The organism is Paenibacillus sp. FSL R10-2771, from assembly GCF_038000205.1.
GTDB lineage: Bacteria > Bacillota > Bacilli > Paenibacillales > Paenibacillaceae > Paenibacillus_AQ > Paenibacillus_AQ phytohabitans.
Genome location: NZ_JBBOBM010000001.1, coordinates 1,069,746 through 1,083,690 on the forward strand (window position 1 = coordinate 1,069,746; position 13,945 = coordinate 1,083,690).

General features: G+C 50.2%; 10 protein-coding genes. 8 read left to right on the forward strand and 2 right to left on the reverse strand.

Features of this window, described 5'->3' with window-relative positions; genetic code table 11:
* Window positions 1-28: 28 nt before the first annotated feature.
* Window positions 29-1,876, forward strand: coding sequence for a molecular chaperone DnaK (gene dnaK / locus NSU14_RS04565; protein ID WP_042139465.1), 1,848 nt, complete (start codon window positions 29-31; stop codon window positions 1,874-1,876).
* 218 nt (window positions 1,877-2,094) lie between these two features.
* Window positions 2,095-3,219 carry a molecular chaperone DnaJ gene (gene dnaJ, locus NSU14_RS04570; protein ID WP_042139464.1) on the forward strand — a complete coding sequence of 375 codons (1,125 nt, stop codon included), beginning with the start codon at window positions 2,095-2,097 and terminating at the stop codon, window positions 3,217-3,219.
* 94 nt (window positions 3,220-3,313) lie between these two features.
* Here dnaJ and NSU14_RS04575 read toward each other — a convergent pair whose 3' ends face one another.
* Window positions 3,314-3,793, reverse strand: a complete 480-nt coding sequence (locus NSU14_RS04575) for a GNAT family N-acetyltransferase (RefSeq protein ID WP_083705586.1) — start codon at window positions 3,791-3,793, stop codon at window positions 3,314-3,316.
* A gap of 558 nt (window positions 3,794-4,351) precedes the next feature.
* Window positions 4,352-8,890, reverse strand: coding sequence for a S8 family serine peptidase (locus tag NSU14_RS04580; RefSeq protein WP_340943179.1), 4,539 nt, complete (start codon window positions 8,888-8,890; stop codon window positions 4,352-4,354).
* 304 nt (window positions 8,891-9,194) lie between these two features.
* Between NSU14_RS04580 and NSU14_RS04585 the strand changes: the two genes are divergently transcribed.
* The 6 genes from NSU14_RS04585 to NSU14_RS04610 all read left to right on the forward strand — a co-directional run bounded on the left by NSU14_RS04585 (window position 9,195) and on the right by NSU14_RS04610 (window position 13,820).
* Entirely contained in the window at window positions 9,195-9,551 is a 357-nt protein-coding gene (locus tag NSU14_RS04585; RefSeq protein ID WP_171720967.1) for a hypothetical protein, read from the forward strand.
* A 35-nt stretch (window positions 9,552-9,586) separates the two neighbouring features.
* Entirely contained in the window at window positions 9,587-9,766 is a 180-nt protein-coding gene (locus NSU14_RS04590; RefSeq protein WP_039300782.1) for a YfhD family protein, read from the forward strand.
* A 120-nt stretch (window positions 9,767-9,886) separates the two neighbouring features.
* Complete coding sequence (locus tag NSU14_RS04595) at window positions 9,887-10,261, forward strand: hypothetical protein (protein ID WP_340943182.1); 375 nt, start codon at window positions 9,887-9,889, stop codon at window positions 10,259-10,261.
* A gap of 297 nt (window positions 10,262-10,558) precedes the next feature.
* The gene (locus tag NSU14_RS04600) at window positions 10,559-11,470 is read left to right on the forward strand and encodes a methyl-accepting chemotaxis protein (RefSeq protein WP_042139457.1); all 912 of its coding nucleotides are present in this window, start codon (window positions 10,559-10,561) and stop codon (window positions 11,468-11,470) included.
* Window positions 11,471-11,704: 234 nt separating this feature from the next.
* Window positions 11,705-12,202 (forward strand): RNA polymerase sigma factor, encoded by a 498-nt coding sequence (locus NSU14_RS04605; protein WP_231575442.1) that lies wholly within the window; start codon window positions 11,705-11,707, stop codon window positions 12,200-12,202.
* Complete coding sequence (locus NSU14_RS04610; RefSeq protein ID WP_340943186.1) at window positions 12,162-13,820, forward strand: DUF4179 domain-containing protein; 1,659 nt, start codon at window positions 12,162-12,164, stop codon at window positions 13,818-13,820. The genes NSU14_RS04605 and NSU14_RS04610 overlap by 41 nt, the downstream gene beginning before the upstream one ends.
* Window positions 13,821-13,945: the final 125 nt, after the last annotated feature.

Genomic DNA, 13,945 nt, shown 5'->3' on the forward strand with positions numbered 1-13,945 from the left:
CACCTTATGTCTGAGGAGGCAAATTACAGTGAGTAAAGTTATCGGTATTGACCTTGGAACCACCAACTCTTGCGTTGCCGTTATGGAAGGCGGCGAAGCCGTCGTTATCCCGAATCCGGAAGGCGCGCGTACAACCCCATCGGTGGTAGGCTTCAAGAAAGACGGCGAGCGTATCGTCGGCGAGACAGCTAAACGCCAGGCAATTACGAACCCGGACCGTACCATCGCTTCCATTAAGCGCCACATGGGTACGAACCACAAAGAAAGCATTGACGGCAAAGACTACTCCGCACAGGAAATTTCGGCGATGATTCTCCAGAAGCTGAAATCCGATGCTGAAGCCTATCTGGGCCAGACAGTAACCCAGGCCGTTATTACGGTTCCTGCATATTTTAATGACAGCCAGCGTCAGGCTACGAAGGATGCGGGCAAAATTGCCGGTCTTGAAGTTCTGCGTATTGTCAACGAGCCAACGGCAGCAGCACTTGCTTACGGTCTGGAGAAATCCGAAGACCAGACGATCCTTGTCTATGACCTTGGCGGCGGTACATTCGACGTATCGATCCTTGAACTGGGCGACGGCTTCTTCGAAGTAAAAGCTACCAGCGGTGACAACCGTCTGGGCGGGGATGATTTTGACCAGCTGGTTATGGATTATCTCGTGGCTGAATTCAAGAAAGAGCAAGGCATTGACCTGAGCAAAGACAAAGCGGCTGTACAACGTCTGAAAGACGCTGCGGAAAAAGCGAAAAAAGAGCTGTCCGGCGTACTGACAACTACTGTATCGCTGCCGTTCATCACGGTTGTTGACGGAGTGCCACAGCACTTGGAGGTCAACCTGACCCGTGCCAAGTTCGACGAACTGACTGCAAGCCTGGTAGAGCGTACGCTTGGACCAACCCGTCAAGCGCTTAGCGATGCCGGCATGACGCCAGCTGATCTGAACAGAATCGTGCTGGTCGGCGGTTCCACACGTATTCCTGCCGTACAGGATGCGATCAAGAAGCTTACAGGCAAAGAGCCTCACAAAGGCGTTAACCCGGATGAAGTAGTAGCCCTTGGTGCTGCTGTTCAAGCGGGCGTGCTGACTGGTGATGTTAAAGACGTGGTCTTGCTTGACGTAACTCCGCTGTCCCTGGGTATTGAAACTGCAGGCGGCGTATTCACGAAGATGATCGAGCGCAACACTACGATCCCTACAAGCAAATCGCAGGTGTTCTCGACCTTCGCTGACAGCCAGCCGAGCGTGGAAATCCACGTACTGCAGGGTGAGCGCCAGATGGCGAACGGCAACAAGACACTGGGACGCTTCATGCTGAACGAGATTCCACCGGCACCGCGCGGCGTACCGCAGATCGAAGTAACCTTCGACATCGATGCCAACGGTATCGTTAACGTATCTGCTACGGATAAAGGCACCAACAAGAGCCAGAAGATCACTATCACTTCTTCCAGCGGCTTGAGCGATGCTGAAGTAGAACAGATGATGAAGGATGCCGAGCTGCATGCTGAGGAAGACCGTAAGCGTAAAGAACTGGTAGAAGCGAAGAACAACGCTGACCAGCTCGTATACTCCACGGACAAAGTCATCAAGGACCTTGCTGACAAAGTCGACGCTTCCGAAATCGAGAAAGCCAATGAAGCCAAAGACAAAGTGAAGGCTGCACTGGAAACCGACAATCTGGAAGAAATCACTGCCGCTACAGAGGCGCTGAATGAGATCGTACAGCAGTTGTCAGTGAAGCTGTATGAACAGGCTGCACAAGCTGAGCAAGGCGCTGAAGGCGGCCAGGGAGCTTCTGAAGGCAATGCCAAGAAAGACAACGTGGTAGACGCCGATTACGAAGTGGTTGACGATGAGAAGAATCAAGGGTAACCTTAAACGATAAGTTTCTATTTGGTGAGAGGGGAAGGTCAAAACCGGGGCATCCCGTGTTTTGGCTTTCCCTTTAAAATGTAAGGGTTTATGGGTTTCCCGTCATAAATTTCTTCTTACATTTCTCGAAGAAACGGTGCCGTCCCCGCGGGACGGCGTAGCCGTTTCTACTTGCCATGTTAAGGGCAGAAGAATAACGATGTACGGAGGTGAAAGCAGTGGCAGATAAACGCGATTATTATGAGGTTCTGGGCCTCGGTAGAGATGCTTCAGACGAAGATGTGAAGAAAGCGTACCGTAAGCTGGCGCGCCAGTATCATCCGGATGTGAATAAAGCGGGCGATGCAGAAGCCAAGTTCAAAGAGGTTAAGGAAGCTTACGACGTCCTCAGTGACGGGCAGCAGCGGGCTCGTTATGACCAATATGGACATATTGATCCTAACCAGGGCATGGGCGGCGGCTTTGGCGGCGGCGGCGGAGATTTCGGCGGTCTTGGCGATATCTTCGACATGTTCTTCGGCGGCGGCGGACGGCGTGATCCGAATGCACCGCAGCGCGGCGGCGATTTGCAGTATACGATGACCATTGAATTCAAGGAAGCGGTATTCGGTAAAGAAACCGATATTACCATTCCGCGTACGGAGACCTGTGATACCTGCTTTGGCTCCGGTGCCAAACCTGGAACGAAGCCGGAGACCTGTTCCGTATGTCACGGCAGCGGCCAGCAGGAATTCGTGCAGAATACACCGCTTGGACAGATGCGTAACCGCCGTCCCTGCTCCCATTGCAGCGGCACCGGCAAGATCATCAAAGAAAAATGTACAACATGTGCAGGCCAGGGCAAGGTTAAGAAACAGCGCAAGATTCATGTGCGCATTCCTGCCGGTGTCGATGACGGCGCACAGCTGCGCATGACCGGTGAAGGCGAAGGCGGCACACGCGGCGGCCCGGCCGGAGATCTGTACATTGTCTTCCGCGTCAAGAATCACGATTTCTTCGAGCGCGAGAACGATGATATTATGTGCGAGGTTCCATTGACGTTCGCTCAGGCGGCGCTTGGTGACGAGATCGAAATCCCTACCCTTACCGAAAAAGTGAAGCTCAAGATTCCTGCAGGCACACAGACCGGAACCTTCTTCCGCCTCAAAGGCAAAGGTGTTCCGCATCTGCGCGGCAGCGGAGTCGGCGATCAGCATGTCCGCGTCATTGTGGTCACGCCTAGCAAGCTTAGTGATGAGCAGAAGGACCTGCTCCGCCAGTTCGCCTCCCATAATGGAGAGAACACTCATGAGCAGGAGCAATCTTTCTTTGACCGCGTGAAACGTGCGTTCCGCGGGGACTGATCTTCATAAGTGTATTATTCCTGCGGCCCTACGGAGCCGCATAGCAGCGCCCGCCTCCATGGAAATTGGAGGCGGGCGTTTTTTTCTCCTTAATTCAACGATGCCGGTTATTTGTTATTTCCCAATGAATCATTCCATCCTTTATACTAACTCTGGTCATTTCCAATTTCTCCAGAACATTAATGGAAGGAAGGTTATCTATAAGGCATTCTGCCACAATTTTCTTCACTTGTCCTGAGGAGAATGCCCATTCCATAATTGCTTTCACCGACTCTGTAGCTATCCCCTTATTATGCATGTCCTGAATTATTCCATATCCGATTTCTACAATTCCTTTTATATCCGGTCTCCCTTTATATCCAATGTCTCCGATAATTTGGTTATTGTCAGCTAATGTTACAAACCACACTCCCCAGCCCAGCAGTTCAGGGTCTTCCTCAAGATGAGCTAAATATCCGGCGGTATGCTTCCCGATAGGGTATGTTTCAGATACCTTCTTGTAATTTTGTTGGTCAAATGCAGTAATGATTAGCCGTTCAGTTATGATTTGCAGAGTTATTTCCTCCTCATGAATTAACTATTGTTCCGTTAGCTTAGCTTTCTGGTAAGCAGTATTTTCAATGGTGTAATTTAAGCCGTTTTATCCAATTAAGTATCCCGGCTGCTCCAAAACATCTAAATTATCCGCGGTATATGTTCTTTGCCGGGCAGAGGCTGGCGAAAATTTTGGGCATGAAAAGGGCTGCGACAGGCCCATTAGCGGAATCTGAGTCCGCTTAACCAGATAACCTTCCAGATTAGGGAAAATAGCGGATTTTCAGTCCGTCTGATTAGCTGAGGGCCCAGATGGGCTGTAGGAGGCCCTTTCGATTCCCCTTTTTGCCAATTCATATCTGATATTATTCTAATTGGATCCTATCCTATAGGGGCGATATAATTTGTCTATAATTAAAAATTACTGCCTGTTGGCTGAATTTATTGTCTAAGTCACCTGGCAAAGAGGCGGCAGGCAAACTCGGGTTTGTTTTCCTTAACGATTTGAAATCAGCACAAAGACGGCGGCAGCATCCACAAATCAGGATGCTGCCGCCGCTTTAGTAGGGCATATTAGTTAGGACACAGATTACTTGTCTTACTGTTTACGCAGATCCTCGAGTACACGCTCCAGGATGACAGCAGCCTGGGCACGGGTCAGGGTACCCTTCGGGTTAAAGGTGTTGTTGCCTACACCTTGGAGGTAACCTTTGCTTACTGCATAAGCGATTGCGTTCTTGGCGTTAGCCGAGATAGAACCTGTATCCTTAAAGGTCAGCGCAGAGGAAGTGACATCGGCACCAAGTGCCTCAGCCAATATTACCGCTGCTTCTTCGCGGGTCAGGACATCACGGGAGCCGCTTTCCTTGATGTGCGTTGTCCAGGTGTCACCTTTGCCAAGCAAACGGTCGAACAGGGTCAACAGTTCGGCCTGATTCAGGCTGTCAGCAGGCTTGAAGCTGGCGGTAGTTCCTTTACCGGCTACGATACCGTGAGCGGCAAGAACTTCGACGGCATCCTTGGCCCAGTGTGTGCCGATATCGGAGAAGCTGGTATTACGGGCGGCAGCAGTGTAGGTGCCGTCACCGGTAATGCCGAACTGCAGCAGGCCGTCTGCAGGAATGGTGCCTGGCTGCAGATAACTCCATGAGTTTTCAGCAGATTCTTTATAAGCCCCTGTCTTGCGGACATCCTTCAAGCCGTCAGGGTTCAGGGCAAGCTGTACAAATACAGGCTGGCTTGTGGTCCAGCCGTTCTTGAGGGTCAGTGAGGAGGAGCCGATATCAATACTTCCGGTACTGCCGCTTAGCGGAGCGGTATCCGCTTCCTCATGCAAACCGAGTGTGACGGTTAGGCCACTGGCGGTAATGAAGTCCGGAAGTGTGCCAGCCGGAATAGTTAGGGAGAATCCCTTGCCGTTCAGGCTGAGTGCACTTGCGGAACTCTTCATCTTGTCCGCCTGGGCAGATGTGAGCACAATGCTTACTTGTCCGTATTTGGAGAAGTCTACATCAGTGATGCTCAGTACGACATTGTTATTCACCGCACTCTTCAATGCCGCATCCAGAATGGAGTCGGAAACAGCCAGGCTCGCTGTAGGCTTACCACCTGCAGGATCAGCTGTTACAGTAAGCTGTCCGGAAGCCGCAGTAGTGCCTGAAGCCGGAGGTGTTGTAGCAGCAGGTCCTGATGAGCCGGGATTGCTAGGTGTTACAGGGTCGACAGGGGCAGTGACTACTACGCTTACAGTCGACAGGCCTGCCGGTACTGTAGCCGAGTAGCTGTCACTCCAGATCAGAGCATCCGAGACCTTGAAGGTATAAGTTCCGGCGGCTGTTGGTGTGAAAGTAAACTGTCCAAGTGAACCGTCGCCATTACCAAGGTATGCTCCATCCTTTACGTGAACGCCATATTGCAGCACGTCCTGTCCGTTCTCAAGATGAATAAGGTCAGTGAATACAGGCAACTGCTCGCCCGGGAAGTTCTCTTCTTGATAGGTGGCTAACTGTACGCTTGGCACTACAGTTGGTTGCTTCAAGGTGTCGTTGTACCAGAGATTGAAGGTAGCGCCATAAATACCATATACATTGTCGGTAACCGTAAAGCCAATATCTACGGTAACCGGCTGACCGACGACGGCTTGTGTTGTAGATATGGCAGGTGTTACCTTAGTGCTGCCCGCATCAGTACTATAACGTAGCAGCTGTGCATAATCTTCGTCTGCCGTGCCGTTGCCGGCTACGTCATAGACGTAGATATAGTATTGGTTCAGTCCCTCGGCTACTGGAGCCTCAATTTCAAAATATCCGGTCGGATCAATATATCCGTTAGCCTGCAGTACCTCGCCGTCAGGGCTCTCGAAGACTGCGGAAGTTCCGAATATATTATTGGGATCTTCACCCTCGGCAACAAGTTCAAGCAGCAGGTCCTCAGCGATATATCCGCTAATTGTTGCACTTCTTGGCTCATCAGCGTTATCCCGTGTATGTTCGGTTACAGTCAGACCGGTAACAAGCGGTGCAGTTGTATCCACAAAGATAAAGATGGCCTGCTCGTCCAGACTGGTTGTGCCGTCGATAACCGGTGTGATCGAATAGATTCCATCAGGGAGCTTGACCGAACTCTTGGTATTCTGGTCGATAACGGACCCATCCCAATGCAGTGTTTCATACAATCCGCGATAATATTTCTCCCCAGTGGCGTATACGTCACCGACGACGGTTCCTGTGTAAGCATTAGCGACTTCGATATGCAAGCTTTCTACAGGTTCGTTGACGGAGAAGGAGAAGTCTGTCTCATCCAGAAAGCCGTCACCATTTGGCGAGATAATATCTTCGCCAATATAGAGTGCAGTAACGGTATCCGGCTTGTATTTGTCACCTACCACTACACCCAAAGGAAGGGTTAGTATTTCAGGTGTGCCCTCGGCATCTTCTTCCGTAAGTGTTAGCAGAGCCTCATAAACTCCAGGAGCGGCATTGGCACCGATAGTTAACGAGACAGGGAAATTTTGTTCGCCGCTGACAGAGAGGCCGTCCAAGCCAGGAACATCAATACCCGCATGTCCGGTGAGCCAATTAACCTTGACGTTGAAGGTCTTTGGTGAGCCGGAAAGGGTATCCACATAGACCGTCTTCGTCACAGTACCTGCCGATTGAAGTCCAAAGGACAGGGAGCCTGTATCATATTCGACTTTGTCTATGTCCGGGCGGCCTGTATCCAGAATCTCAGAGATTCTGGCAATGGAATCAGCATCAACCACCTTAGACAAATCGATAAGTCCCGCGCCTTGCTCGTATATACTGTAATATTTGCCTGCACGATCCTTAAGAGGAGTTGCGCTGTTAGTTAAGAGAACCTTAACCTGATCCGGCGTCAAATCCTCTTTCCAGTCCAGGAGAAGGGCGGCAGCCCCGGCCACATGCGGGCTTGCCATGCTGGTGCCGTTGAACTTGGCGTATCCGGTTGAGCTTTCCCAGTCCGGAACCGAAGAATTCACCCCTACGCCAGGAGCCAGGACATCCGGTTTAATATTGAGTTCAGGGAGTGCAGGACCACGCGAACTGAAGCCGGCCAGCCAGTTGTTGGTATCCCAAGTAATTTTGAAATCAACGGTATTACGCTTCGCTTCAAGCTCTTTTTTAATTAAAGCTCCGTCGGCTTTGGTGATGCCGTAGGTTGGAGCGCCATGAGAATCAATAGCCATATTCAATTCGCCTTCAGCGTTATTGGCGATCAGCAGGCCTATGGCGCCAGCTGCCTTTGCGTTAGCGGATTTTAATACAAAAGTAATGCCGCCGCCGCGGTCAACGAGAGCTATTTTCCCTTGGACACCAGCCTTGGTATAATCCTCTACCGTACCACCCAGTCCGGCATAGACAATTTCTTTGCCGACGGCTGTATCAGGAAGGGGTTCAGATTCCGCTGCCAAAAGGCCGTAGATATTATCCACTGCACCAACTTTAAATATATTAGCGAAGGCTGGAGTTGTAGTAGCACCTACAGAGATTGTCCGATGTGCACCTCCAGGCGTGCCTACAGTTTCCGCGTTCGGCCCGGCGTTGCCCGCTGCAAGTACGACTGTAACGCCTGCCTTGGCAGCATTATCCACGGCAATGGCATCCGGCGAATACTGCTGGTTCACATCAGAACCAAGCGACAGGTTAATGACGTCGACTCCTTTTTCCACCGCCAATTCGATACCTTTGATAACATCGGCTGTTGTTCCTGAGCCGTAAGGTCCAAGAACACGGTATGCATAAATATCCGCATCCGGAGCAACACTGTGGATTATACCGGAAACATGAGAACCATGTGCAGTTTCATAAGGGTTTCCGTCTTTGGGGAGCATGCCCTCTTTGGGAGCAGTTTCCCAAGGTTCATCGTCCTTATCAACGACGTCATATCCGCCTTTATATACTTTTTCACCATTACGTTGAAGATAAGGATGATTGAAATCAATACCTGTATCAACAACAGCTACCTTGATACTATCGCCAGTAGCGCCCTTGCTATATAAAGCATCTGTATGAAAAATATCCCCGTTGCCCACTGTCTCTTGCGCTGATCCTCCTGAACTTGGAGGCGATTCAAGATCGGTTTCTGTTTCCAGAGCATGAACAGTTTGGTTAGGGAACACAGCCTTTACACCCGGTAGCGCAAGCAGCTTGTCTACTTGGTTGCCAGGAAGTGTCACTTCATAACCATTGAAGACCTCGGTATATTCATTTCCTGTCACTGCGCCGATAAGAGCGGCAGCCGACTTGAAGTTGCTGTGCTCAGCCCGCAGAATGTTGTGCTGCAGCGAAGGAGCGGCACTTTTTTGAGTCTGGTTCGCTGCAACTTTAATAGGGTCGTTCTGTAATTGCACAATGAAGGTGACAGGTGCTGAAGAAGTGCTTGTACCGGCATAATTCTGCGGCTTTACAGTTGAAGGTTTGTAATTCTGGATGAACTGCTTTAAAGTTTCCGAGGATAAGTCCAGCTTAGAATTAAGAGAAACGGGGCCTTGAAGGTCCGGTGCTGCAGGTAAGAAAGTGCCCGTACTGGCATAAGAGGCGGAAGGAAAGAGTAGAGAGATGGCTAAGCTTGTACTTGCTGCACCTATGCCTAATTTTCGAATGGAGCGTTTGAACATTTAATATCCTCCCCAGTAGTATTTAGTTTTGATTTCTGCAACCGGTTAAATCCGTTCTTCCCCTCCTAAGTTTCATATTGGGTATGAGACAAAAATAAATTGTGAAAATTACATTTATTTTACAGTCAATTTACAGATTGGAATATACTACTTTAGTACCATATTACGGTAAAGTACTGAATAAATTGTCGAAATCCGATTAATATACTGGGCTATTGAAAAAAAAGCATAAAAATGGCGTTGCCAAGACAACATAAACATGTACAACTAAGAGCTTGAATCTCAAGAGAGCGGGGATACGGTCTTGGAAAGATATATACTGGCGTACTTTAGGGCTCCGGAGGAAGCGGAAGGGGTCTCACGCAAGCTTCAGGCGCTGCGGGTAGAAGAGGTCTCCATTGACAGATTCAGCAGATTTGGCGGAAGCGGGCTGCAGTCCGGAGTGAATCCGGTCACCGGCAATTTGGCAAGTATGGATTCCATGACCGCTGTCAGTGAGCATACGGGCATCCTCTCTGCATCGCATACGAGCGGCAGCGGGATGAGTCACGGCGGGGATGGCGGACCGACAGGCAGAAATATTCTGCTGACTGTAATTGTAGATTCGGCTATTTACGATCAGGCGCTGTCACTCATTGAGGAAGCCGGCGGGATGATTTGATTGTCAGATAACACTACTTGGGAGGCTGATTAAAGGTGGACAGAGAAAACTCGAAAATTTTCTCCAAGACGGAAAAGTTGAAGATGCTCTATGAGGCAAAGGCAGAGGATGTTGAATTCTCAGCGGCTGAAGCGGACCACGATGATATAGAGGCAATGGATCGCTCCCGGGAGGCTGATAAAAGACAGCTGGAGGAGATTCTGAAGAAGGAATAGCGGAAACCTTCCTTATAATGTGAGTTTGATACTTTTGCCAAAGATGCCCCACAGAAGTGGGGTGTTTTTGTGCGCAGCCGTGTATAATGAAGAGACATGCCAAACCGGGAGGGTACTGAAGTGGATACTGTTATTTTATGGATTGGACTGGCGTTGCTGGTTGCGCTGCTAACCTTCCTGAACCAGAAGCAAGTCTATTCTTCCAAAGTAAAAAAGGCTTACCGGGAGCTTCGGGAGCTTACCGCGAAAGTCCGCACCGGACAATCGGAGGCTGCTGATCTGGAAGGCTGGGAGACTTCACTTGCCGAAATGGAGAAGCACCCTAATGAGTTCAATAAGCTGGAGAATGAGATCGGTCTGCGCCGGGCTTTCGTCCAGTATCTGGAGCGCCATTATCCCCAGGATGCCAGGCTCCCGGATATGCAGGAAGCGGCTGCGTACCAGAAGGATAGTGTATGGGGAATTAAGATCGGGGATTACGGACCCAGAAAATAGTGCGGAATCTGTACATATATGAGGAAGGCCACATCGGTTGATTTCTCACCAGACGCATAACCCCCTTCCAAGAAAGATAGTCCCATTCTCCGCCAGCCGGGGGTGGGGCTTTCTGTATAGCTGGACCGTGACTGGCATCGGGAAGCCTTCCTTGTGCAGCTGCTTCATTTAAGCTGATTTTTTTAATTCATTAATATAATCCAAACTGCCCGGATATCCGTTAATATGAGTAAAGCGAAGAATACCAAAACCAACAAAAAGCCGGATAAAAATTGAGATTTATAGGGAGTAGTCATAATGGAGAATCTATCAGCCCAAGTAGTTACAGACGAACTGGTTGTCAAAGCTTTGGAAAAGAATCTCGCATTGATCCGATTTGATCTGGACCGCCGGGTAGCGTATGTAAATGAGGTGTTTGCCGGTTCGATGAAATACAGGGTTGAGGACATGTATGGAATGCAGCACAAGGAGCTGTGTTTCCCATCTTTCGTGAACAGCCCCGGCTATGAGCTATTCTGGGAGAACCTGTTTGCGGGCCGGAGCTTTCAGGATAAAATCGAACGGATGGACGCGGACGGGGAATCAGTCTGGCTTGAAGCCACGTATATGCCGGTGTTTGATGAGACGGATACGCATGTCATTGGCGTGTCGAAGGTGGCGACCAATATCACGGGCAGACAGAATAATATGAACCGTGTAGTGGAACAGATGCAGGAAATGGCTGACAGCCTGAATCAGCGTGCGGAAAAAGGAATTGAGCGCAGTCAGGATCTGCTGGTGAGTATTGATAAAATTGCCGAAGTCTCGAGCGAAAATACCGATACACTGCTGAATTTGCAGACGCAGGCAGCGGCCATTCACGGCGTTGTGCAGACAATCCGAAATATTGCGTCACAGACCCACCTGCTTGCGCTTAATGCGGCTATTGAGGCTGCTCATGCCGGTGAGTTCGGCCGGGGATTCGACGTAGTGGCCAAAGAAGTACGCAAGCTGTCCGCAATGGTTCAGGATCAGATCACGGAGGTTCGCGACAGCGTCCAGGCCATCACAGAGGAAGTGGGAAGAATATCTAACGGACTTAACCTGGTTCAGGAGAATGTGGGTGTGAGCCAGCAGCAGATTCAGGTAGCCCTGAATGAATTCACTTTGATTGCATCTTCCGCACAGGAACTGGACAATCAGGCGCGTGAAGTAATGAACATCGTCTGACGGTTGCTTACTCCGAATACTGTTCCAGTTCCGCATAGAAGTTCCTTTTACAGCATGTATCCCGGGCATTTACGTGGAGACATGCTTTTTTTGCTTATTGTGAGTAGAAAATGAACCTTTTGAAGCCCCCGGTTGTTATATAGGTAGTCCAAACAAGAAAGGAGGCATGCTCAAGTGGGCAATAGGGAATTGTTCCAAACCTACAGTAAAGAGGTATACCGGACCTGCTACTATATGGTGCACGATGCTGCCGATGCTGAGGATCTATGCCAGGAGGTATTCATTACCCTTTTCCGCAGCCAGTGGCAGAACATAGATCATTTGAAGGCCTGGATTATGAAGGTCACGGTTAATACCTGCCTGAATCACTTGAAACGCAGGAATAGCCTGCAGCAGAAGCTGATGGCTAATCTGCATTTGTTCAAGGGGAGTCCGGAGCCCCCGGTAGAGAAGCTGGCGGAGCAAAAGGAAACGAAGCTGGAATGGGCCGGATATATGTCCCGTCTTCCGGTAAAGATCAGGGCTGTACTGACACTGCGGTATATGCATGATTTCAGTATGGATGAAATTTCCGGTATGCTGGCTATTCCGCTGGGAACGGTCAAATCCAGGCAGCACAAGGGGCTGCGCCTGATGAAGAAAATTCTGGAGGATACGGGAGTTCAGATTATAGCTAAGGAGGAAGAGCAGTATGGACAGAACCGAAGCACTGCTAAAGCGTCGCTTAAATGACGATAACGAGATTCTGTATCCTGATTTTGAGGAGATGTGGGGACGGATGGAGCAGGCCGGACATGCTGGTACAGTAAGCAGAACCGATGCAGGGGCTCCCGCTCCGCGCCGTCACCGCAGCTGGCGCAAGTTCACCATCGCTGCTTCGCTCAGCGCCCTGCTGGTGGCTGTACCGGTATATGCTGCTGTGCAATATGACTGGGGCATCCTGCTCAGAGATAGAGGCGGTGTACAGGCCGCGCTGGCGCAGAATCTGGGTCAGCCGCTTGAACAGACGATCACTAAGGATGGAGTAACCCTGACGCTGCATACGGCGCTCACCGATGAGAACCGGACGGTGATTCTGTACAGTCTGGATGTCGGTGCAGACAGGGAAAGCGGAATATGGAATATCCAAGGCATGTCCCTTAAGGATGCAAAGGGGAACGGCGATGAAATGGAATACAATTATCAGCAATGGGACGAGAAGAATCAACGGTATAACGGGTATTTCGAGTCGAATTGGACGCCGGATCAGGAGACGGTCAAGGTGAGCCTGACGGCAGAGAGAATCGAGTCGTATTCACAGCAGGAGGTCGATCTGAACCTGGATACCGATTCACCGCAGCAGCAGAGCTTCCCTGTGAACCGGGATGGACTGGAATCCTTCAGTGTTCAGCCCTTTAAGGAGGGGAATGAGCGTCTGATGCTGTCCACGGCGGCAGTCTTTAATAATTCGGAAGCGAAGGACTTAGCTTTCCCGCAAATCATAGCCTATAGAGACGGAGAGCTTGTCAGGAATTCTCAATCAGGTGCTTTTGGCAAGCCGGGAGACAACGGGGAATACACCTCGCTTCAGTATTATAAGCCGGATGACGTCCCCAAGGCTGATACAGTGTATAAGCTCAGTTATACCAAGCTGGAACGCAATATAGACGGCCCTTGGACGTTTGATCTGGAACTGAGCAAGAAGAAGATGGCAGACGCCACAATCAAGACGGCGCTGGATCTGCCGCTGGAAGCGGGAGACACGGATAACAGGATTGAGCAAATGGTAGTCACGCCTACGCAAATTCGTGTGTCCGTCCGGAGCAAAGCTAAATTCGCTGAATTGCCGTATGTTAATTATACACTCGAGGTGGACGGCCGGAAGCTGGAAGGCGGAGCATGGCATTCGACAACCGGGGACAGGGAGCTGACAACCCTGCGTTTCGAACGGCCGGCAGATCTTGAGATTATAAAGACGACGCCAATGACACTTGTAGGGAAATATAAAGTTACCCGGCATGGGGACGATAAGGTGCCACTCCAATTGACCAATATCTCCAGCGAGAAGCAGACGCTGATCCGGGAAACCGGTGGTTATCCGGTACAGTGGACCTACTATATGCAGGGCGCAGATCTCTATGTGGAGACGAAGAGCGATGATCCCCATTTTGGCGGCGTGAATCAGACTCATATCGGCACAGGGAAAGACCGGATCTTAGGTAAAATAGTGACAGTGAACTTCCGCGGAGAAGGAAAAAACCACAGCATTGATGTGTATAAGGACTTCAAAGGAACAGAAGCTTCTATATACATGTTCTTCTATTCCACCAACGAGCCGGACAAAGAGACGCGGGTGCAATTGCAGCCTTAAAAGGCAGTCCAAACCTGAAAAGGGGCGGACGCCTTTTTTTCTTAGGAGACACCGGGAAAATTGGGCTGAAGTATTTATTGTGCTTACATTGCGATGATCTCACGAATACGTTGCCGCGTTATGCT